The organism is Rhizobium laguerreae, assembly GCF_002008165.1.
GTDB classification, from domain to species: domain Bacteria; phylum Pseudomonadota; class Alphaproteobacteria; order Rhizobiales; family Rhizobiaceae; genus Rhizobium; species Rhizobium laguerreae.
Window position 1 is genome coordinate 264,086 of record NZ_MRDM01000011.1, and the last position, 21,346, is coordinate 285,431.

The 21,346-nt window shown below is 62.9% G+C and carries 17 protein-coding genes; 11 read left to right on the forward strand and 6 right to left on the reverse strand.

Annotated elements, in window-relative coordinates:
* The first annotated feature begins 23 nt into the window (after positions 1-23).
* The 8 genes from BS630_RS13865 (at position 24) to BS630_RS13900 (ending at position 10,314) form a co-directional block, all read left to right on the forward strand.
* Positions 24-755: a FadR/GntR family transcriptional regulator gene (locus BS630_RS13865; RefSeq protein WP_077977905.1), complete on the forward strand. Its 732-nt coding sequence runs from the start codon at positions 24-26 to the stop codon at positions 753-755.
* A gap of 89 nt (positions 756-844) precedes the next feature.
* Complete coding sequence (locus tag BS630_RS13870; protein WP_077977906.1) at positions 845-2,353, forward strand: ABC transporter substrate-binding protein; 1,509 nt, start codon at positions 845-847, stop codon at positions 2,351-2,353.
* Between the two features lie 125 nt (positions 2,354-2,478).
* A complete protein-coding gene (locus BS630_RS13875) occupies positions 2,479-3,426 on the forward strand; it encodes an ABC transporter permease (protein ID WP_077977907.1) in 948 nt (315 codons plus the stop codon).
* The gene (locus BS630_RS13880) at positions 3,423-4,298 is read left to right on the forward strand and encodes an ABC transporter permease (RefSeq protein ID WP_077977908.1); all 876 of its coding nucleotides are present in this window, start codon (positions 3,423-3,425) and stop codon (positions 4,296-4,298) included. The genes BS630_RS13875 and BS630_RS13880 overlap by 4 nt, the downstream gene beginning before the upstream one ends.
* 21 nt (positions 4,299-4,319) lie before the next feature.
* Positions 4,320-6,104, forward strand: a complete 1,785-nt coding sequence (locus tag BS630_RS13885) for a gamma-glutamyltransferase family protein (RefSeq protein ID WP_077977909.1) — start codon at positions 4,320-4,322, stop codon at positions 6,102-6,104.
* A 2-nt stretch (positions 6,105-6,106) separates the two neighbouring features.
* Complete coding sequence (locus BS630_RS13890; protein ID WP_077977910.1) at positions 6,107-6,862, forward strand: DUF1028 domain-containing protein; 756 nt, start codon at positions 6,107-6,109, stop codon at positions 6,860-6,862.
* A 24-nt stretch (positions 6,863-6,886) separates the two neighbouring features.
* Positions 6,887-8,725 carry an ABC transporter ATP-binding protein gene (locus BS630_RS13895; protein ID WP_077977911.1) on the forward strand — a complete coding sequence of 613 codons (1,839 nt, stop codon included), beginning with the start codon at positions 6,887-6,889 and terminating at the stop codon, positions 8,723-8,725.
* Between the two features lie 254 nt (positions 8,726-8,979).
* Positions 8,980-10,314, forward strand: coding sequence for a glucoamylase family protein (locus BS630_RS13900; protein WP_077977912.1), 1,335 nt, complete (start codon positions 8,980-8,982; stop codon positions 10,312-10,314).
* A 6-nt stretch (positions 10,315-10,320) separates the two neighbouring features.
* Here BS630_RS13900 and BS630_RS13905 read toward each other — a convergent pair whose 3' ends face one another.
* The 6 genes from BS630_RS13905 to hglS form a co-directional block, all read right to left on the reverse strand.
* Complete coding sequence (locus BS630_RS13905; RefSeq protein WP_077977913.1) at positions 10,321-11,358, reverse strand: ABC transporter ATP-binding protein; 1,038 nt, start codon at positions 11,356-11,358, stop codon at positions 10,321-10,323.
* The gene (locus tag BS630_RS13910; RefSeq protein WP_077977914.1) at positions 11,355-13,022 is read right to left on the reverse strand and encodes an ABC transporter permease; all 1,668 of its coding nucleotides are present in this window, start codon (positions 13,020-13,022) and stop codon (positions 11,355-11,357) included. Before BS630_RS13910 ends, BS630_RS13905 begins: the two co-directional genes overlap by 4 nt.
* A 63-nt stretch (positions 13,023-13,085) precedes the next feature.
* Positions 13,086-14,102 carry an iron ABC transporter substrate-binding protein gene (locus tag BS630_RS13915; protein WP_077978080.1) on the reverse strand — a complete coding sequence of 339 codons (1,017 nt, stop codon included), beginning with the start codon at positions 14,100-14,102 and terminating at the stop codon, positions 13,086-13,088.
* 208 nt (positions 14,103-14,310) lie between these two features.
* Positions 14,311-15,849, reverse strand: a complete 1,539-nt coding sequence (amaB, locus tag BS630_RS13920) for an L-piperidine-6-carboxylate dehydrogenase (protein ID WP_077977915.1) — start codon at positions 15,847-15,849, stop codon at positions 14,311-14,313.
* A 45-nt stretch (positions 15,850-15,894) separates the two neighbouring features.
* Positions 15,895-17,178 (reverse strand): NAD(P)/FAD-dependent oxidoreductase, encoded by a 1,284-nt coding sequence (locus BS630_RS13925; RefSeq protein ID WP_077977916.1) that lies wholly within the window; start codon positions 17,176-17,178, stop codon positions 15,895-15,897.
* Positions 17,179-17,247: 69 nt separating this feature from the next.
* Positions 17,248-18,678: a 2-oxoadipate dioxygenase/decarboxylase HglS gene (hglS, locus tag BS630_RS13930; RefSeq protein ID WP_077977917.1), complete on the reverse strand. Its 1,431-nt coding sequence runs from the start codon at positions 18,676-18,678 to the stop codon at positions 17,248-17,250.
* 84 nt (positions 18,679-18,762) lie between these two features.
* On the opposite strand from hglS, the gene BS630_RS13935 reads away from it, so the two are divergent.
* From BS630_RS13935 to BS630_RS13945, 3 genes are all read left to right on the forward strand, one after another.
* Positions 18,763-19,671, forward strand: coding sequence for a LysR family transcriptional regulator (locus BS630_RS13935; RefSeq protein ID WP_183594559.1), 909 nt, complete (start codon positions 18,763-18,765; stop codon positions 19,669-19,671).
* A gap of 70 nt (positions 19,672-19,741) precedes the next feature.
* Positions 19,742-19,978, forward strand: a complete 237-nt coding sequence (locus BS630_RS13940; protein WP_003543721.1) for an Lrp/AsnC ligand binding domain-containing protein — start codon at positions 19,742-19,744, stop codon at positions 19,976-19,978.
* Positions 19,979-20,125: 147 nt separating this feature from the next.
* Entirely contained in the window at positions 20,126-21,304 is a 1,179-nt protein-coding gene (locus BS630_RS13945; RefSeq protein WP_077977918.1) for a glycosyltransferase family 4 protein, read from the forward strand.
* The last annotated feature ends 42 nt before the right edge of the window (positions 21,305-21,346 follow it).

Consider the following 21,346-nt stretch of genomic DNA (forward strand, 5'->3'; position numbering starts at 1 on the left):
ATTGGTACGGACCATTTAAGCCAATGCCGATGGATGAGACGCGGGGCAATTCGAATTATGCGCTGGAGAGGCTGAGGGCTCTCCTGCGGTCCGACGGTCTCGACGCCGACGGCAAGCTGCCGACCGAGCGCACCCTTTCGGAAATGCTTGGCGTCGGCCGCCGTGCCGTGCGTCGCGCCCTCGAAGTGCTGGAGGCAGAAGGCCGCGTCTGGCGCCGCCAAGGCTCCGGCACCTATGCCGGCCCGCGCCCCGACGGCTGGAGCGATCATGTCGGCTCGATCGTTGCCGGCACCGATCTCATGGAAGTGATGGAAGTGCGCCTGCGCATCGAGCCGCAGCTCGCCCAGCTTGCCGCCATGCGCGCCAAGGCCGCCGATATCGAGCGCATGTACGAACTGGTGAAGAAGATCTACGAAAGCACCGATGCCGACGGGCGCGAACTCTGGGACGGGGCGCTGCACCGCCAGATTGCCCAATGCGCCGGCAACGGTTTCTTCCTCACCATCTTCGACGTCATCAACCGGGTGCGCCAGGACGAGGCCTGGCAGACGATCCGCGAGCGCGCCCGCAGCGCCAGCCGGACGCGGCCCGTCACCTTTAACCAGCACACGGCGATCGTCGATGCGATCGCCGCCCGCGATCCGGCCAGGGCGGGCGAAGCGATGCGCCAGCATCTGCTGACGCTGCAGGAAAGCCTCGTCCGCATCACCTCGCTCGACCACAGCGAAATGGAGGTCGACAAGACCCTCGCCTGAGCCGGGAAGTGAACGGGAGAAAAATACGACGGGCCATAACCGCCGGAATGGAAGCAAAAACCAAACAAAAATAGACAGAGGAGAATGGAATGAAGATCGCCAAATTGCTGACCACCGCCGTTGCCGGCGCACTGTTTGCCCTTCCTGCCTTCGCCGTCGATCTGAAGATCGGCCTGCAGGACGATGCCGACGTGCTCGATCCCGCGCAGTCGCGCACCTTCGTCGGCCGCATCGTCTATACCGCGATGTGCGACAAGCTGGTCGACGTCTCACCGGATCTGAAGATCGTGCCGCAGCTTTCCACCGAATGGAGCTGGTCGGCCGATGGCAAAGAGCTCACCATGAAGCTTCGCCAAGGCGTCAAGTTCCATGACGAGACCCCCTTCAACGCCGAAGCCGTCGTCGCCACCATCGAGCGCAACATCACCCTGCCGGAATCACGTCGCAAGAGCGAACTAGCCTCGGTCGCAAAGGTCGAGGCGGCAAGCGAATACGAGGTCAAGTTCACCCTCAAGGCGCCTGATGTCACCCTTCTTGCCCAGCTTTCCGACCGCGCCGGCATGATCGTCTCGCCGAAGGCCGCCAAGGAACTCGGCGCCAAGTTCGGCGATCACCCGGTCTGCGCCGGTCCATTCAAGTTTGTCGAGCGTGTCCAGCAAGACCGCATCGTGCTCGAAAAGTTCCAGGACTACTGGAACAAGGACAAGATCTTCATCGACAAGCTCACCTATCTGCCGATCCCGGATACGACGGTGCGCCTCGCCAATCTGCGGTCCGGCGATCTCGACATGATCGAGCGCCTGGCCGCGACCGACGCGGAAGCCGTGAAGTCCGATTCGAGCCTGGTCTATGCCGATGCCGTCGGCACCGGCTACATGGCGCTCTACACCAATATCGGCAACGGCGCACGCGCCGACAATCCGTTCGGCAAGGACAAGCGCCTGCGCCAGGCCTTCTCGCTGGCGATCGACCGCGATGCCGTCAACCAGATCGTCTATGAAGGCACGGCGGTTGCCGGCAACCAGCCCTTTCCCCCGAGCAGCCCGTGGTTCGACAAGGATATTGCCGTCCCCGCCCGCGATCTCGACAAGGCCAAGGCGCTGATCAAGGAAGCTGGCTTCGACCGCGTGCCGATCGAACTGCAGATCCCGAACAATCCTGTTGCCATGCAGATGATGCAGATCATCCAGTCGATGGTCGGCGAAGCCGGCTTCGACGTCAGCCTGAAATCGACGGAATTCGCCACGCTGCTGAGCGAGCAGACCGCCGGCAACTATCAGCTCAGCCGTTCCGACTGGTCCGGCCGCGTCGATCCCGATGGCAACATCCATCAGTTCATCACCTGCAAGGGCGGCATCAACGACACGAAATACTGCAACGCCGAGGTGGATAAGCTGCTGAACGAAGCCCGGGCGTCGACCGACGAGGCCGTGCGCAAGCAGAAATACGATGCCGCCGCCGTCATCCTGAACGGCGATCTGCCGATCATCTATCTCGGCCATCAGTCCTGGATCTGGGCGCTGCACAAGAACATCACCGGCTTCGTTCCGTCGCCGGATGGCATGATCCGCCTCGTCGACGTCAAGAAAGCCGGCTGATCCCTAGAGCATGATGCCGAAAAGTGCGAGCGGTTTTCGGACGACATCATGCTCTACTTTTTGATCCAGCAAATCATGCGGCGGAAACCCTCCGCCGCATGACCCCAGTCGTGTCAGGATCGCCCATGTACACCTACATCGCCAAACGGCTCTTGGTCGCCATACCGACGCTTTTGATCATTTCGGTCTTCGTCTTCTCGCTGCAGAAGCTGCTGCCCGGCGACCCGATCCTTGCCATGGCCGGCGAGGAACGCGACCCGCAGGTTCTCGAATTCCTGCGCGAGAAGTACCGGTTGAACGATCCAGTGCCCTATCAATATGTCCGCTGGCTGGGTGCGGCACTGCAGGGCGACCTCGGCATCTCGCTGCGCACCAACCAGCCGGTTCTGCAGCTCATTGGCGAAAAGCTGCCGGTCACCATACAGCTTGCCATCATGTCGATGATCTTCGCCTTTGTCATCGGCGTGCCGATGGGCATCCTGGCGGCCGTCAAGAAGAACACGATGATCGACTATCTCGCCAACATCATCGCACTGACCGGCCTGTCGATCCCGAATTTCTGGCTCGGCATCATGCTGATCCTGCTGGTTTCGGTCAATCTCGGCTGGTTGCCGGCATCCGGCTACGAACCCTTCTTCAGCAGCCCACTGCGTTCTCTGGAAACCATGCTGATGCCCTCCTTCGTGCTCGGCAATGCGCTGGCCGCGACCCTGATGCGGCATACCCGCTCGGCAATGCTCAGCGTGCTGAGCGCCGATTACATCCGCACCGCCCGCGCCAAGGGACTGCCGGAAAGCACTGTCGTGCTCGAGCACAGCTTCCGCAACGCGATGCTGCCGATCGTGACGCTGACCGCCCTTCTTTTCGGCGAACTGCTTGCCGGCGCCGTGCTGACCGAGCAGATCTTCACCATTCCGGGTTTCGGAAAGCTCATCGTCGACGCCGTCTTCAACCGTGACTACGCCGTCGTCCAGGGTGTGGTGATCTGCACGGCGATCGGCTTCATCCTGATGAACCTCTTGGCCGACATTCTCTACGTCCTGCTCAATCCGCGCATGAGGGCCGCCCTATGACCGCGATCGGAGAAACCGGCATTCCCTCCGCGATCGACCGTACGCCGAGCCGCGCCTGGCGCAAGCTGAAGGCCAACAAGGGCGCCCTCGTCGGCCTGGCGATCATCGCCTTCTTTGCGATCCTCGCCGTTGCCGCCCCCATTCTTCCGATTCCCGATCCGAACGCCACAAGCTGGTCGGCAATCCGCAAGGCGCCCTCCGCCGCCCATTGGCTCGGCACCGACGACATCGGCCGCGACATTCTTTCCCGGATGATCTGGGGTGCGCAGGCCTCGCTGATGGCCGGCGTCTTCTCGGTCGCCATTGCCGTTGTCATCGGCGTACCTTTCGGCCTCGTCTCCGGTTATTTCGGCGGCTGGATCGACATGGTGATCTCCCGCATCACCGAAGCCTTTCTGGCCATGCCTTTCCTCATCACCGCCATCGCGCTTGCCGCCTTTCTCGGTCCGAGCCTGACCAATGCGATGATTGCGATCGGCCTTTCGGCCATGCCGGTCTTCGTGCGGCTGACGCGTGGCCAGGTGCTTTCGGTCAAAACCGAGGAATATGTCGAGGGCGCCCGCTCGATCGGCCTCCGGTCCTCGAGCATCATCACCCGCTATATCCTGCCGAATGTTTTTGCGCCGATCCTCGTGCAGGCGACGTTGACCATCGCAACGGCGATCATCGCCGAAGCGAGCCTCTCCTTTCTTGGCCTCGGACAGCAGCCGCCGGCGCCGAGCTGGGGCTCGATGCTGAACGTCGCCAAGAATTTCCTCTCCCAGGCGCCATGGATGGCGATGTGGCCGGGTGCTGCGATCTTCTTCGTCGTCATCGGTTTCAATCTCTTAGGCGACGGCCTGCGCGATGCGCTCGATCCGCGCGAAGCATGATTTTTTGAAAGGACATTCGATATGACCGCATTCACGACCCGCCCCGAGATCCTCGGCACATTCGGCGTCGTCACCTCCACGCACTGGATCGCCTCGGCTGTCGGCATGAGCATTCTCGAAAAGGGCGGCAACGCTTTCGATGCGGCAGTGGCGACGGGTTTCGTGCTGCAGGTCGTCGAGCCGCATCTTTGCGGCCCGGGCGGCGATATGCCGGCGGTGATCTATTCGAAGAAGAAGGACAAGGTCGAGGTCATCTGCGCGCAGGGCCCCGCCCCGGCCGGTGCGACGATCGAACACTATACGGCGGAAGGCCTGAGCCTGATCCCTGGCGACGGGCTGCTTGCGACTGTCATCCCCGGCTCCTTCGATGGCTGGATGCTGATGCTGCGCGACTATGGCTCGATGAGCGTGCGCGATGTGCTGGAACCGGCGATCTATTACGCCGAGCACGGTCATCCGATGCTGCCGCGCGTCTCCGCCACCATCAAGGGGCTCGCCGCCTTCTTCGAGAAGGAATGGCCGACCTCCCATGAGACCTGGCTGCCAGGCGGCAGTGCCCCCGAAGCGCATGCGAATTTCAGGAATCCGGTGCTTGCCGAAACCTGGAAGCGCGTCATTGCCGAGGCGGAAGCGAAAAGCGGCCGGGAAGCGCAGGTGCAGGCGGCCCGCGACGCCTTCTATCGCGGCTTCGTTGCCGAGAAGATCGACGACTATCTGAAGACCGCAGAGGTGATGGATGCAAGCGGCAACCGCCACAAGGGCGTTTTGACTGCTACCGACATGGCGAACTGGTCGGCAACGATCGAGGAGCCGCTGACCTATGATTATCATGGCTGGACCATCGCCAAGATCGGCCCCTGGGGCCAGGGTCCGGCCTTCCTGCAGACCCTGTCGATCCTCAAAGGCTTCGATCTCGCCGCGATGGATCCCGCCGGCGCCGATTTCGTCCATACCGTCGTCGAAGCGATGAAGCTCGCCTTCGCCGACCGCGAAGTCTATTATGGTGATCCTGATTTTTCGGAGGTTCCCATCGCGCATCTGCTGTCGGAGACCTATGCCGCCGAGCGCCGCAAGCTGGTCGGTCCGGACGCCTCCTTCGATCTTCGCCCCGGCATCGTGCCTGGCTTCGAAGCGCAGCATGATCTGACGATGAAGATGCTCGGCGCGGATTCCAAGACCGGCGCCGTCTACGAGCCGACCATGGCGCATCTTTCCGAAAAGCGCGGCGACACCGTGCATATCGACGTGATCGACCGCGACGGCAACATGGTCTCCGTCACGCCATCAGGCGGCTGGCTGCAATCCTCCCCGACCGTGCCCGGCCTCGGCTTCTGCCTCAATTCCCGCGCCCAGATGTTCTGGCTGAAATCAGGCCTGCCGACGTCGCTTGCGCCCGGCAAGCGGCCGCGCACGACGTTGACGCCGTCGCTCGGCCTCTATGAGGGCCGACCGACGCTCGCCTTCGGCACGCCTGGCGGCGATCAGCAGGAGCAGTGGCAGCTTTCCTTCTTCCTGCGGTATGCGCACCACAAGCTGAACCTGCAGGCGGCGATCGACCAGCCGCTGTTCCACACTTCGCATTTTCCGGGCTCCTTCTATCCGCGCACCCGAGAGCCCGGCAGCCTGATGGCGGAAGCGAATTTCGGCCCTGAAGTCCTCGATGCCCTGCGCCGCAAGGGCCACACGCTGACGGTCGCCGATGTCTGGACGATCGGCCGGCTGACCGCCGCGAGACGCGATGCCGATGGACTGCTGCGCGCCGCAGCCACCCCGCGCCTGATGCAGGCCTATGCGATCGGGAGATAGGCATGACCTGGTCCATCGTCGCCCGTGATCCCTTGACCGGCCATCTCGGCATCGCCGTCGCGAGCCGCTTCTTTGCCGTCGGCGCCCTTGTGCCGCATATTCGCGGCGGCATCGGCGCCGTTGCTACCCAGGCCTTCGTCAACCCGCTTTACGGCGTCGACGGCCTGTCGCTGCTTGCCGCCGGCAAGGCGCCGGAGGAGATCATCGCCGAGCTCATCGCGCGTGACGCCGGCTGCAATCAGCGGCAGCTGCACCTCATCGATGCGAAGGGGCGCAACGCCGCCTTCACCGGTCCGGCATGCATCGACTGGGCGGGGCATCTGATCGACGAAAACGTCTCGGTCGCCGGCAACATGCTCGCAGGTCCTGACGTCGTCACTGAGACGCTTGCCACCTACAACAAGGCGATGGACAAGCCGCTGGCCGAACGCCTGCTCGTGGCGATGCAGGCAGGCGAAGATGCCGGCGGCGATAAGCGCGGCAGGCAGTCCGCCGCCCTCGCCATCCATCGCGACCAGGATTATCCGTGGCTCAGCCTCCGCGCCGACGATCATCCTGATCCGCTCGCCGAACTTGTCCGCCTGCATGCGGTGGCGGGTGAACGTTACCTGCATGTCGCCGAGACGATGGCGACACGGCAAAATCCGACCGGCAGGACGGACAGGCGCGAGATCGATGAAAAGATCGCGGCGCTGGAAGCGGCCCGCATCGCTGAAGGCAGGCCATCCGCCTCCTTTGCCACGCCTTTGAAGATGTGAACCAGATAAAACCAAGGCAACGATATGAGTGATGTTTCTTCAGCCTCCGCCTCCCCGGTTCTCTCGGTCAGGAACCTGACGACCTCTTTCCTTGTCGATGGCGACTGGAAGCCGGTGGTGCGCGATGTCTCCTTCGACGTCATGTCAGGCGAGACGGTGGCGATCGTCGGCGAAAGCGGCTCGGGCAAGAGCGTCACCTCCCTTTCGATCATGCGATTGCTCGCCAAGGGATCGAGCCGCATCGATGGCGCCATCACCTTGAACGGCAAGGATGTTCTCGCTCTTTCGGAAAAGGAGATGCGCCGGGTGCGCGGCAACGACGCCGCCATGATCTTCCAGGAGCCGATGACATCCCTCAACCCGATCTTCACCATCGGCCGCCAGATCTCCGAAGCGCTCACCTGCCACGGCGATATCGGCAAGGCCGAGGCGCGGGCCGAGACGATCAGGTTGCTGGAAAAGGTCCGCATCCCGAACGCCGCCTCGCGCTTCGATGAATATCCGCACCAGTTCTCAGGCGGCATGCGCCAGCGCGTGATGATCGCCATGGCGCTCGCCAGCCGGCCGAAATTGCTGATCGCCGATGAGCCGACGACGGCGCTCGACGTGACGATCCAGGGCCAGATCCTCGACCTGATCAAGATGCTGCAGGAAGAAGAGGGCATGTCCGTGCTCTTTATCACACACGACATGGGCGTCGTCGCCGAAATCGCCGACCGCACCATCGTCATGTATCGCGGCGAGGCGGTGGAGACGGGTACGACCGACGACATCTTCCATCGCGGCAGGCACCCCTATACCCGCGCTCTGCTCTCGGCCGTGCCGCGCCTCGGCTCGATGGCCGACCGGAAATGGCCGCTGCGTTTCCCGGTCGTCGATACCACGACCGGCGAACGCCGCGAGCCGATCGAGGTGGCCGATACCGTCGACCGCCGCCGGACGCCGATCCTCGAAGTCAAGAACCTCGTTACCCGTTTCGACATCCGCGGCGGACTGCTCGGCCGCAAGACCGGCGCGATCCATGCGGTCGAGGACGTCTCCTTCGATCTCTTCCAGGGCGAGACTCTGTCGCTCGTCGGCGAATCCGGTTGCGGCAAGTCGACCACCGGCCGCTCGATCACCCGCCTCGTCCAGCCGAACGGCGGCAGCGTCAGCCTCGACGGCTATGACGTGCTGAGCCTTGACGCGGCCAGTCTCAGACGGATGCGCCGCAGCATCCAGATGATTTTTCAGGATCCCTTCGCCAGCCTCAACCCGCGCATGACCGTTGGCGCCGCCGTCGCCGAACCGATTACGGAGCATGGCCTCGGCACCGGCGCCCAGGCCCGCGACAAGGCGGCCGATCTTCTCGAACGCGTCGGGCTGAAAGCCGATATGATGAAACGCTATCCGCATGAATTCTCCGGCGGTCAGCGGCAGCGCATCTGCATAGCCCGCGCGCTCGCACTCGATCCGAAGGTGATCGTCGCCGACGAAAGCGTTTCAGCCCTCGATGTCTCGATCAAGGCGCAGGTCTGCAATCTGCTGATGGACCTGCAGCAAAGCCTCAACCTCGCCTTCCTGTTCATTTCCCACGATATGGCGGTGGTCGAGCGCGTCAGCCACCGCGTCGCGGTGATGTATCTCGGCGAAATCGTCGAGATTGGTCCGCGCGCGGAACTGTTCAGCAACCCGCAGCACGCTTACACGAAGAAGCTGATGGCAGCCGTGCCTGTTCCCGATCCCTCACGGCGCGGCATCAAGCGCAACCTCGGAACCGACGAGCTCAAGAGCCCTGTCCGCCCGGTTGGGTACGTCGCGCCGCCGCGCCGATATCGGGAAGTGTCGGCAGGTCATCTGGTGCGGCTCGATGAAGCCGCCTGAACGTGAAAACCCACTCTCCAAAGCATCAGGAAAACAAGCATTGCGGGAAAATAACCCGTGCCGGTGGCGCGCAGGCCGTCTTTTTTGCTGCACCGCTTATATGACTTCTGCTAGATATTATTTTACCGATAATTATTAACGACCGATTCCACCCTTTTGTGTTCTCTTATCCTTGCGAATCAAAAAGGTTTGATTTGCCCGGGGACGGCCACCATGTTGAAGCATGGGGCGATGCAACAGTTGGGTAGGAGCCTATGCTGCAACGGATTGAAGACATTGATGCAGCGCTCGTCGACAGGCTGCAGCATTCGGCGTTCAACTACTTCCTGAAATATACCAATCCCGAAAACGGCCTTGTGGCGGATACCTCGATCGGCGGGGTCCCGTGCAGCATCGCAGCCGTCGGCTTTGCGCTTTCCTCCTATCCTGTTGGTGTCGAGCGTTTATGGATCAGCCGCGAGGAGGCAGCCGAACGCACGGTCAATACGCTGCGGTTCTTCGCCGAGGCGCGTCAGGGCGACGAACGCCACGCGACCGGCCATCGCGGCTTCTTCTACCATTTCTTGCACATGGATACCGGCCATCGCGCCTGGAACAGCGAGCTTTCGACCATCGACACGGCGCTGCTCGTCGCCGGCATCCTGACGGCTGCGCAATATTTCAATCGTGAAGACGACGAGACGGAAACCGAAATCCGTGAACTCGCCACCTTCATCTACGAGCGCGTCGACTGGCGCTGGGCGCTGAACAAGGGCGACACGATTGCCATGGGTTGGAAGCCCTCTTCCGGCTTCCTGCGCTGGCGCTATCACGGCTTCGACGAGGCGATCATCCTCTATACGTTGGCGCTTGCCTCACCGACACATCCCATTCCGCAGTCGTGCTACGACGCCTTTACGTCAAGCTATTCCTGGATGCTGCACGGCAAGCAGTCCTATCTCTATGCCGGACCACTCTTCATACACCTCTTCTCGCATGCCTGGATCGATTTCCGCACCATTCAGGACAAGCCGATGGCGGAGCGGAACTGGGACTATTTCCGCAACACGCAGGTGATGATCAACGTCCAGCGTGACTATGCCGAGCGCAATCCCGGCCAGTTCGTCGGCTATAACAGAAATATCTGGGGTTTCTCCGCCTGTGACGGCCCGCCGCCGACACGGCGCATGCGCGGCGGCCGCCAGCCGAAGGTTCTGGGTTACGCTGCCCGCGGCGCCCCGCTCGGCCCCGATGACGGCACGATCGCACCCTGGGCAGCCCTTGCGTGCCTGCCTTACGATCGGCAGGCGGCTCTCGACGGCACCAAGGCGCTTCTGACGACCTATCCGAACCTGCTCTTGGAAGGCGGCTTTCCCGGCGGCTTCAACCCGACGGTCAAGACCAAGCGGCCGGAAGGCTGGGTGGACGACCGCACCGTCGGCATCGACCAGGGGCTTGTCGTCATGACCATCGAGAACGACCGTTCGGATTTCATCTGGAAGCTGATGCGGCAATCGCCGGTCATCCGCCTCGGCCTCGAACGGGCCGGCTTTACCGGCGGCTGGCTCGAAGGCATCGAGCCGGAAGAAGTGGTGCGCAAGTTCGGCTAAGTCTTATCAGTTCTCGAAGACATGCGCCTTGCCGGCGATGTCGAGGCGAACGAGATCGCCTCGCGCCGGAAGAGCGACGCTCGAGGTCTTGATCAGGATCGGCGGCAGCGCCACGCCGTCAAGCGAAACCGCAACGGTGCAGACCGCGCCGCCGAATTCCACCTCGACGACACGTCCGCCGTGGTTGCTATCGCTTTCATCGGCAACGACGCGGATCTGCTCGGGCCGCAGCATGATCTCCGCCTTGCCCTGACGGCTGCCTTCGACGGCGACGCGGCCGAGGGCGCAGTCTGCGAGGCCGTTCCGGATGATGGCGGGAAGCAGCACGGCATCGCCGAGAAACAGTGCCGTCTCGCGATCGCGCGGATGCAGATACAATGACTGCGGCGACCCGGCCTGGATCAGCCGTCCTTCTCTCAGAACCGCCACCTGATCGGCAAAGGTCAGCGCCTCTTCCTGGTCATGGGTGACGAGGATGGTGGTGATGCCGGCCGCCTGCAGCACGCGCGCAACCGCCTTGCGCATATTTTCCCGCAGACCGGTATCGAGTGCCGAGAAAGGTTCGTCGAGCAGCATCAGCCGCGGCTTGCGGCCGAGCGCGCGGGCAAGCGCCACGCGCTGCTGCTGGCCGCCGGAAAGCTGATGCGGGCGCCGCGTCAGCATTCCGCGGTCGAGTTCGACCATATCGAGCAGCTCGAGCACGCGCTTCTCGCGATCCGCTGCCCTTCGTTCGAAGCCGAAGCCGATATTTTCGGCAACGCTTAAGTGCGGAAACAACGCGCCGTCCTGCGAGACGATGCCGATGCCGCGTTTATGCGCCGGTACTGTCGCCGGACCGTCGGCGAGCACCTCGCCATCCAGCGTCACCCTGCCGACATCGGGTTGCTCGAAGCCGGCAATAATGCGCAGCAGCGTCGTCTTGCCCGAACCGGACGGGCCGACGACCGCCGTGCGGCTGCCCGCCGCGACGTCGAGCGGAATATCCTTCAACGCCTGGACGGGGCCATAGCGCTTGCTGATGTTCTCGATCGTAAGCAGCGTCATTGGCCGGCGGTCCGTTTCGATTGGGTATAGAGCATCAGGGTGAGCGGCAGCGACAGCACGACCATCATGAAGGCGTAGGGCGCGGCCGAGACATAATCGATCTCGCTGGTCAGCGACCAGAATTTCGTCGCCAGCGTATCGACGCCATTGGGCGACAGCATCAGTGTCGCCGTGAGTTCATTGGTGATGCCGAGCGCGGCCAGCGCGACGCTGGCGGCCGCTCCGGGTGCTGCAAGCCGCATGGTGATCTGCCGCACCGCCTGGCCCGGGGTGCGGCCGAGACCCATCGCGGCGCGCTCCAGTTCCACCGGGGCCTGGGCGATGCTGGCGCGCAGTCCGACCATGGCGCGCGGCAGGAAAAGCATCACATAGGCAACGAGCAGCGTTCCGAAGGTCTGATAGAGCGGCAGCACCAGACGCACGGTAATCGTCACCAGCGCCAGCGCCACGACGACGCCCGGCAGCGAGCCGACATAATAATGGCAGGCTTCGAGCACGCGCTGGAAGCGGCCGGGCGCACGCACGGAAAGCCAGGCCATCGGTGCTGCGGCAATCGTCGCCAGCACGCCGCCGACAACGGCAAGCACGATCGTCTGCAGGAAGGCGCTGCCGACTTCGATGCGCCAGATATCGATGCCGCCGAGATAGAGCCAGCGGCCAAGCGTCACCAGCGGCACGCCGAGCGTCAGCACCGCCAGGATGGCGGGCAGCAACACGGCCGGCACCACGAACCAACCCAGCCGACGGCGATCCGCCGGACGTGGCGACCCGGAGCCGACGCGGGCATAACGTTCATTGCCGCGCACCAACACCTCGAAGCCGAGCAAAAAAAGACAGCAGGCGACGAGCACGCCGCCGAGCATGTTGGAGGCCGGGCTGTTGTAGGAAGACTGGAACTGATCGACGATCGCCGTCGCGAACGTGTCGAACCGGATCATGACGAACAGGCCGTATTCCGAAAGCAGATGCAGCGCAATCAGCAGCGAGCCGCCGCAGATGGCAAGCCTGAGCTGCGGCAGCACGGCGCGGAAGAAGACCTGCCAGGGATTAAGACCAAGCGAGGCAGCGGCATCCTCGATGGCCGGATCGAGACGGCGCAATGCTGCGACGACCGGCAGGTAGAGGAACGGATAATAGGCGATGACCGAGACGAAGACGCCGCTCTGCAGGCCGCGCATGCCGGGAACGAGGCTGACCCAGGCATAGCTGTGCACGAAGGCAGGTACGGCGAGCGGGGCGATCGCCAGCCAGGCCCAGAGCCGCGCGAAAGGAATGTCCGTCCGCTCCGTCAGCCAGGCAAGCGTCACGGCAAGCGCGATCGACAGCGGGATGGTGATCGATTCCAGGAGAACCGTATTGACGAGAAGTTCGCCGACGCGTGGCCGGAAGACCAGGGCCTTCACCGTTTCCCAGCCGACATCGTAGGTGACCCAGCCGATGAAGCCGAGCGGCACGAGACTGAAGATCGCGACGGCGGTTGCAAGCAGGATCACCGAAGCGTGCGGCATGCGTCCGCGCGGCAAAACCATTCGCGCGGCCCTCGGCGCGACCGGCGCCTCGTTGCCGGATGCGAGCAATCTGTTGTCCTGCAGCAAGGCCAATGCCTTTACACGCTGAAAAAGGAAGGCAACCGCCTTTGAAAGGCGGTTGCCGGATATCGTCATGCCCTAAGGTTTTCTTGAGCCAAAAGCAATAGTTTTGGCCGGAGGAAGCCTGCGGCAGAAAGGTTAGATCAAGCCGGCGGCCGTCATCAGCTCGACGACCTTCTTGCTGTCGAGGGTCGACGCTTCGACCTTCGGCGCGTTGAGATCGGCAAGCGGAGTGAGCTTGTCGTTGGAGGGCGCATCCTTGCCGATGGCATATTCATAGGAATCGCCGTCCTTGAGGACTGCCTGGCCAGCCTTGCTAGTCAGCAACTTCAGGAAAGCCTGGGCTTCCTTCATGTGCTGCGTGGACTTCAGAATGCCGCCGCCCGAAACGCTGACGAAAGCGCCCGGATCCTGGTTCTTGAAGTAGTGCAGGCCGACATTCTTGCTGTTCTCGCCTGTTTTGGCCTGATCGCCGAACCAATAATAGTGGTAGATGATCGCGCCTTCGACTTCGCCTGAATTGACGGCCTTCATGGCGACGCTGTTGCCCTTGTAGGGCGTGGCGTTTTCCTTGAGAGCCTTCAGCCAGTCGGCCGTCGACTGTTCGCCCTTGAGCTGCAGCAGGGCGGCGACGATGGCTTGGAAGTCGGCACCGGCAGGTGCTGCGCCCCAGCGGCCCTTCCAGGCGGGATCTGCGAGGTCGAGCATCGACTTCGGCAGCTTGTCTTCGGTGAGTTTCGTCTTGTCATAGGCAAAGACGGTGGTGCGGGCGGCAATGCCCGTCCACATGCCGTCAGCCGGGCGATACTGATCCGGAACCTGATCCAGCGTTTCCTTTTCGATGGGGGCGAAGAGGCCCGCGCCATCGACCAGCGTCATTGCCGGCGAATTCTCGGTCAGGAAGATATCCGCGGGAGAGGCGTCGCCTTCCTGAATGATCTGGTTGGCGAATTGCATGTCGCTGCCCTGACGCATGGTGACCTTGATGCCGGTCTCCTTGGTGAAAGCAGCGATCCATTCGCGGCCGAGGCTTTCGTGCTGGGCATTGTACACAACGAGACCTTCATCCTGCGCATTGGCGCTGCCTGCGAGCGCGGTGGCGGAGAGAAGCGAAGCGGCAAGCACGAGGGAAAAACGGTTAAGAGCAATGTTCATGATGGCCTCCATGGCGATGTCGCCCGAGCTCTCCAAGGGCGATGAGAGCGTATATTTTCCTGACTGCCTATTTCAAGTTTGGCTTAGCCGGAAAAGCCATCACAATATCTTGACTAAATATTTCATATTACAGGGGAATAAATCGCGATTGATCAAAAAGGCGACGCTCCGCGAGCGCCGCCCTCTTTTGCAGCCTTTTGCCGCCGGCTTATTCGACGTCGAACTTGACGCCCTGCGCAAGCGGCAGCGTCCTGCCGTAATTGATGGTGTTGGTAGAGCGGCGCATATAGGCCTTCCAGGCATCCGAGCCGGATTCGCGGCCGCCGCCGGTCTCCTTCTCGCCGCCAAAGGCGCCACCAATCTCGGCGCCTGATGGCCCGAGATTGACGTTGGCGATGCCGCAATCCGAACCGCGGGCGGAGACGAAGGTTTCGGCCTCGCGCATGTCGTTGGTGAAGATCGATGACGACAGCCCTTGCGGCACGGCATTGTGCAGCGCCAGAACGTCGTCGAAGTCACTGTATTTCATCACATAAAGGATCGGCGCGAAGGTCTCGTGCTCGACGGGGCCGGTCTGATCCGGCATTTCGACAAGCGCCGGACGAACGTAGAAGGCGTCAACCGAGCCATTGTCGACGCGCTCGCCGCCGGTCACAATGCCGCCAGCCGATTTCGCCTCGCCAAGCGCTGCCTGCATCTTCTCGAAAGCCTGGCCGTCGATCAGCGGTCCCACAAGCGTACCGCTTTCCAACGGATTGCCGATGGTGACGGAGCCATAGGCCTTCTGCAGGCGCGGCACCAGCTGGTCGTAGACGCTGTCATGCACGAAGAGACGGCGCAGCGTCGTGCAGCGCTGGCCGGCCGTACCCATGGCGGAGAAGGCGACGCCGCGCAGCGTCAGGTCGAGATCGGCGCTCGGGCAGACGATCGCCGCATTGTTGCCGCCGAGTTCGAGAATGGCGCGGGCGAAACGCTGCGACAGGCGCGGACCGACGGCGCGGCCCATGGCCGTCGAGCCCGTGGCGGAGACGAGTGGGATCTTCGGATGATCGACCAGCACTTCGCCGACCTCGCGGCCACCGATGATCAGCGTCGACAGATTGGCCGGTGCGCTACCGCCCTCGGCGACGAAACGCTTCAGCGCCTTTTCGAACAGCGCCTGCACGGCAAGCGCCGTCAACGGCGTCTTTTCCGAGGGCTTCCAGACGGTGGAATTGCCGCAGACCATCGCGAGCGCCGCATTCCACGACCAGACGGCAACCGGAAAGTTGAAGGCGGAGATGATGCCGATCACGCCGAGCGGATGCCAGCTTTCCATCATCCGGTGCTCGGAGCGCTCGGTGGCGATCGTCAGGCCGTAGAGCTGACGGGAAAGGCCGACGGCGAAATCGCAGATGTCGATCATCTCCTGCACTTCGCCCAGGCCTTCCGAGGTGATCTTGCCGACCTCGATCGAAACGAGACGGCCGAGCGCCGCCTTGGAGGCGCGCAGCTCCTCGCCCAGCAAGCGGACCAGTTCGCCGCGCTTCGGCGCCGGCACGGCACGCCATTCGAGGAAGGCCTGGTGCGCCTCTTCGATCGCCGTCTTCGTCTCGGAAACGGAATGTTCCCTGAGTTTGCCGATTTCCTTGCCGGTGACCGGCGAGGTGACGGAAAGCGTGCCGCCGTGATAGCGGCCGGCATCGACGCCGAGTTCGGCAAGCAGCTTGGCGGTTTCGGAGGCGAGATCGAGGACGGCGATGGTCATTGTCGTGTTTCCAATCTTATTATTCTCAGAAGCGTGTATCGCTTCTCAGAGGCGGGCATCGGCGAAATGGGCGACCTGAGCGCCGGCTTCGTACCATATTTCCTTGAGTGCACGGAAGCTTGGCTCGGTGGGCGAAGTCAGCGGCAGCGGCAGATCGGCTTCCGGAAGCCGGCCGAGGATATGATCCGCCAGTGTACGGCCGAAGACCGTACCGGGGGCAATGCCGCGGCCGTTGTAGCCCGAAAAGCCGACGACACCAGGTGCGAATTTGTGGAAGCGCGGCAACGCATTATCGGTCATGCCGATCTGGCCATACCATTCGCACTCGAATTCGACGTTGCCGATAACAGGGAAGAGCCGCTTCAATGCGCGCTTGGCCCAGCCCTTGTGTACGGCCAGTCCGGTATTGCGCAGCGCCCCGACACTGCCGAAAACGAGACGGCCGGCCTGGTCCATACGGAAGGAGGAGAGGATTTCTTTGGTATCCCATGCGCCTTCCCGCCCCGGCAGGATCGACTGACGCAGATTGTGGCCGAGCGGCACAGTGGCGAAATTGAAATAGGGCAGATGCACCTGTTCGCTGCGCACCTGCTCCCACGGGCCGGTGCTGTAGGCATCAGTCGCAACGATGATCCACTCCGCGCTGACTTCACCCTTAGCTGTCTTCACCATCCAGCGGCTGCCATTACGCTCCGTCGCGATGACCGGGCTGGATGTATGAATGGCGACGCCCGCCTTGACGGCGGCATGGGCAAGGCCGCGCGCATAGGCAAGCGGCTGCAGCGTGCCGGCGCGTTTGTCGAGCAGCGAGCCTGTATAGCCATCGCTGCCGATACGTTTTGCCGTTTCGGCCGCATCGAGCAGCCTCACGGCTGCGCCGCGCGCGGCCCATTGCGCCGCGCGTGCCTCGATCTCCTTCAGCCCATCAGCGCCGACCGCGCAATGCAGCGTGCCGTTCCGTTCGAGTTCGCAGGCAATCTGATGTTTGTCGATCAGCTCCATGACGAGCTTCGGCGCATTGCCGAGCAGATCGAGAAGACGTTCGCCATGCACCGGACCGAGCACGCCGGGCAGATCGTTCGGCATCACCCACATGCCGGCATTGATCAGCCCGACATTGCGCCCGGCACCGCCGAAGCCGATCTCCTTCGCCTCCAACAGCACCACCTTCGACCCGGCTTCGGCAAGATGCAGGGCGGAAGAGAGGCCGGTGTAGCCACCGCCGACGATGACGACATCGGCCGACATCGCGCCGTCGAGAGGCGACGTCGTCGGCGGTTCGGGCGCTGTATTTTCCCAGAGGCCGTGGGAGCGCGGATCATTCAGCATGGCTCAGTCCGATCAGAGCGAAATCGCGGGATACTCTAATGCATAAAAGAAAGTGTTGAACCTGCCATTTCACGCAACCGTCTTCAACGGCAAGCCCACAAGGCCGAGCGCCTCCAGCGCCGAATCCAGCGATGCCGCCTGGCGTTCGGCGTAGAGCGCCAGCTCGTCCTGGACGGTGGCGCCAAGTGCTGCCTCGAAGGCGTCGCGGTTCGAGCGGGTCGCGTAGTTCTGCTGCTGGTCGGTGCCGAGGTTCGACTGGAAGATGCCGGCCGCGCTGACGGGCAGGAAGTCTTCGTAGACGATCGGGGTGAAGGTGAGGTAACCCGAGGCGATCAGTGCCTCCGGATCACCGGGCAGCGTGCTGCCGGCCGCGGCGGCAATGCCCGCAGGCGTCGCGGAATAGCGGAAGAAGGCCAGATTCTCTCTGCGCAGCTCATCCCAGCTGTCCGGCAGTGCCTTGAAACGTGCGGCGAGTTCGTCGTCGTAGGCACCGGCCTTGGCGCCGCCGTCGCCGACCTGCACCTCGCCGCGAACGGAGGCGAGCAGCTGGTCATAGAGCGTCCGGCCCTTCGCCGTCAGCGCCACGCCGCGCTGTTCGATCTCCCCGAAGCGGGCGGTATGCGTCCCTTGCATCGCGCCGTCATCACCGGAAAAGGCGATCATTTCCTCCAGCGCCTTGAAACTCGTCTGCCGCAGCAGGATATCGCAATGACGACGCGGCGGCCCTTCGATGACCGCCTTTGGCGTAATGCCGCGTTCCGGCATGCGGGCCTGGACTGCGTCGATATCGAGCGTGCGCGGCGTCAGATGGTTGATATGCGGCCCCTTGAAGCTGACGACGTCGGCGATCAGCCGATGGGCGTCATGCAGCCGCTTGTAGGTGTCGGCGCTGACTGTCGCTTCGCCATGCCAGCGGAAGGTTTCAAGCGCCTCGGCGACGAATTCCATCGCTTCTGCCTTGGTCAGGCCGCCGTTCTGCTCGTGGCGCTCGATCAGCGTGACGGCGCGCGGCGTGTAAATCCGCCGTTTCGCCAGAATGGCTTCGGCTTCGCCGCGCAACCCCTCGTCCTCGATCAGCTCCAATCGCAGCAGCGAGGTGAAGACCCGGAATGGATTAACGTTGAGCGCGGCCTCGTCGATTGGCCGGAAGCTGGTGGAATGAACCGGCACGCCGGCGACCGAAAGATCGTAATAGCCGACAGGCTGCATGCCCATGACCGCAAACAGCCGCCGAATGGTGAAGAGCTCGTCGGCCGTACCGAGCCGGATGGCGCCGTGGCGCTCGACATCGATACGCTCCAGCTCGCCGGCGCGGGCCAGGCGATCGCGCAGGTCAGGATCCTTTTCGAGGCAGCCGGCATTCACATCCGCCACCAGTTCGATCAGCGTGCCGTATTGCGGCACCTCCGCCCGGTACATCTGCGACATCGCCTCGGTAAACAGCGATCGGATGCGGTCTCGGGAAACGAAGGCTTGCGGCATTGGGAAACTCCGGCTCATTCCGTTTTTGCAGGATGAACCTCTTTACACGCGCGACAAAGCCGCAAATATCGCTATTTCGGAAATAGCCCATTCTGAAATGGAATGACCATGCTGACATCTAGACGTTTTCTGCCGTCGATTTCGCATCTCGCCGCCTTCGAGGCGGTCGCCCGCACCGGCAGCGTGACGGCAGCGGCGCGCGAACTCGATCTGACGCAGAGCGCCGTCAGCCGCCAGGTGAGCGCGCTGGAGGAGCAGCTTGGCGTCGAGCTCTTCCTGCGCGAACGCCAGACTATGCGGCTGACGCTTGCCGGCGACGGCTATGCCCGCGAGATTCGCGAGGCGCTGCGGCGGATATCGAGCGCCTCGCTGAACCTGCGCGCCAATCCGCATGGCGGCACGCTCAATCTCGCCATCCTGCCGACTTTCGGCACGCGCTGGCTGGCGCCGCGCCTGGGACGCTTTCTCGCCGCCAATGCCGGCGTGACCATCAATCTGGTGACCCGGCTTTCGCCCTTCGATTTCCGCCTCGATTCGATCGACGCCGCCATCCATTTCGGCCACCCGCACTGGCCGGGCGCCGAACTCGCGCTTCTGATGTCGGAGCGCACGGTGCCGGCCTGCAGTCCGGATTTTCTGAAGCGATACGCGATCAAAACACCGGAGGATCTGCTCGCCGTTCCGCTGCTGCACCTGACGACGCGTCCTGACGCCTGGGAGCAATGGTTCGCCGGCAATGGCGTTTCCTTCGAAAATGTGCACGGCATGCTCTTCGACCAGTTCGCTACCGCCGCGCAGGCCGCAATCGCCGGCCTCGGCGTTGCCCTGCTGCCGACATTCCTGATGCAGGAGGAGATCAGGCGCGGCGATCTCGTCGCCGCTGTCGATCGTGAAATGGAAAGCCGCGAGCGCTATTATCTCGCCTTTCCGCCCGAGCGCGCCGACTATGCGCCGCTTGCCGCCTTTCGCGACTGGATCGTCGCGGAAGCGGCCGCCAACCGGGCTCCGTGACGAACGGCTTGCATCGGCATGGCGCTTTCGACCATTATACCTACCAAACAAACCTCTGCAGGAAACCTCCATGAAGCCGATCTTCGTCCAGCTCCAATGCGCACCCGGCAAGACCTATGATGTCGCCGACGCCATCTACCAGACCGAACTGGTTTCGGAGCTTTATTCCACAAGCGGCGACTACGACCTGCTGCTGAAGGTCTATATCGAGGAAGGCCAGGATATCGGCAAGTTCATCAACGACAACATCGCCAATATTCCCGGCATCGTCCGCTCGCTGACGACGCTGACCTTCAAGGCATTCTGAATTCCCGTCAGACACGGTTAACCTCTTTCGCGAAGATTGGCCCTCGCAAGCGGTCGCTTAAACCGTGCCTTAACGCCGGACATATCTGGTCTTTGCTGTGTTAAGAGCCCGCGTCAACACGGGCCGGCGTGCAGCGATAGGTGGAAAATGTCGATCATCGAGGCAGATAGGCTACGCGAAAGCCCGCAGTTGGATACCGCTCCGCTGATCGTCCATGTCGTGCGCCAGTTCCTGCCCAATCGCGGCGGTTTAGAAGATGTCGTCGCCAATCTCGCCCGACAGACCGTGCGCCGCGGTTATCGCGTGCGCGTCGTCACGCTGGATTCGCTCTTCACCGCGCCTGAGGACAAGCTGCCGCTTCGCGAAAATATCGACGGCATCGAAGTGGTGCGCATTACCTGGTTCGGCAGCAGCCGCTATCCGCTGGCACCGCAGGTTTTCCGCCATCTTGCCGATGCCGATCTCGTCCATGTCCATGCCATCGACTTCTTCTTCGACGCGCTCGCCTGGGGCCGGCTGCTGCACGGCAAGCCGATGATCGTCACCACCCATGGCGGCTTCTTCCACACGCGGAAATACGCGACGATCAAGAAAATCTGGTTCCGGACGCTGACCCGCGCTTCGGCGATGGCCTACCGCCGCGTCGTCTGCTGCAGCGCCTCCGACCTCAAGCAGTTTTCCGAGATCGTGCCCGACAGCCTGCTGATCGAAAACGGTGCCGATATCGGCAAATTCGCCGACACCGCTTCGCGCTGGGCAAAGCGCCGCATCGTCACGATCGGCCGGTTTTCGGTGAACAAGCGGCTGGACCACCTGCTCGATGCGATGGCCATGCTGAAGACCCGCGATCCGGAATGGCATCTCGACATCGTCGGCGCCGAATCCGACCTGAACCGGGCGGATGTCGAAGGCGCAATCGAAAGCCGTGATCTCTCCGGACGCGTCACCCTGCATGTGTCGCCCGAGAACGACACCATCCGGCGCATCATCGCAGAAGCCTCGATTTTCGCCTCCGCCTCGGAATATGAAGGTTTCGGCCTGGTGGCGCTGGAGGCGATGAGCGCCGGTCTGCTGCCGGTGCTGAACGCCAACGATGCCTTTTCGACGCTCGCCGACCGGCATCCTGTTCTCCTGCTTGCCGATTTCACCAATCCCGAGAGCGCCGCCACGGCGATCGAAGCCGCCCACCAAGCTCTTTGGCGCCAGCCGGACGCCGTTCGCGCCGGGCTTCTCGACGCCGCCCGCGGCTACTCCTGGGATATCGTCGCCGGACGCTACATCGATCTCTACAGATCGCTTGATGTCGTCGCCGCGAAAAGCATCTGATCCTGTCTTCCTGCGGCATAAGCTACGGGGTTGCGCGTGTGA

Coding starts and splice junctions, on each gene's coding strand:
- BS630_RS13865 (WP_077977905.1), top strand. CDS start 24: ATGCCGATGGATGAGACGCGGGGCAATTCGAATTATGCGCTGGAGAGG.
- BS630_RS13870 (WP_077977906.1), top strand. CDS start 845: ATGAAGATCGCCAAATTGCTGACCACCGCCGTTGCCGGCGCACTGTTT.
- BS630_RS13875 (WP_077977907.1), top strand. CDS start 2,479: ATGTACACCTACATCGCCAAACGGCTCTTGGTCGCCATACCGACGCTT.
- BS630_RS13880 (WP_077977908.1), top strand. CDS start 3,423: ATGACCGCGATCGGAGAAACCGGCATTCCCTCCGCGATCGACCGTACG.
- BS630_RS13885 (WP_077977909.1), top strand. CDS start 4,320: ATGACCGCATTCACGACCCGCCCCGAGATCCTCGGCACATTCGGCGTC.
- BS630_RS13890 (WP_077977910.1), top strand. CDS start 6,107: ATGACCTGGTCCATCGTCGCCCGTGATCCCTTGACCGGCCATCTCGGC.
- BS630_RS13895 (WP_077977911.1), top strand. CDS start 6,887: ATGAGTGATGTTTCTTCAGCCTCCGCCTCCCCGGTTCTCTCGGTCAGG.
- BS630_RS13900 (WP_077977912.1), top strand. CDS start 8,980: ATGCTGCAACGGATTGAAGACATTGATGCAGCGCTCGTCGACAGGCTG.
- BS630_RS13905 (WP_077977913.1), bottom strand. CDS start 11,358: ATGACGCTGCTTACGATCGAGAACATCAGCAAGCGCTATGGCCCCGTC.
- BS630_RS13910 (WP_077977914.1), bottom strand. CDS start 13,022: ATGACGATATCCGGCAACCGCCTTTCAAAGGCGGTTGCCTTCCTTTTT.
- BS630_RS13915 (WP_077978080.1), bottom strand. CDS start 14,102: ATGAACATTGCTCTTAACCGTTTTTCCCTCGTGCTTGCCGCTTCGCTT.
- amaB (WP_077977915.1), bottom strand. CDS start 15,849: ATGACCATCGCCGTCCTCGATCTCGCCTCCGAAACCGCCAAGCTGCTT.
- BS630_RS13925 (WP_077977916.1), bottom strand. CDS start 17,178: ATGCTGAATGATCCGCGCTCCCACGGCCTCTGGGAAAATACAGCGCCC.
- hglS (WP_077977917.1), bottom strand. CDS start 18,678: ATGAGCCGGAGTTTCCCAATGCCGCAAGCCTTCGTTTCCCGAGACCGC.
- BS630_RS13935 (WP_183594559.1), top strand. CDS start 18,763: ATGACCATGCTGACATCTAGACGTTTTCTGCCGTCGATTTCGCATCTC.
- BS630_RS13940 (WP_003543721.1), top strand. CDS start 19,742: ATGAAGCCGATCTTCGTCCAGCTCCAATGCGCACCCGGCAAGACCTAT.
- BS630_RS13945 (WP_077977918.1), top strand. CDS start 20,126: ATGTCGATCATCGAGGCAGATAGGCTACGCGAAAGCCCGCAGTTGGAT.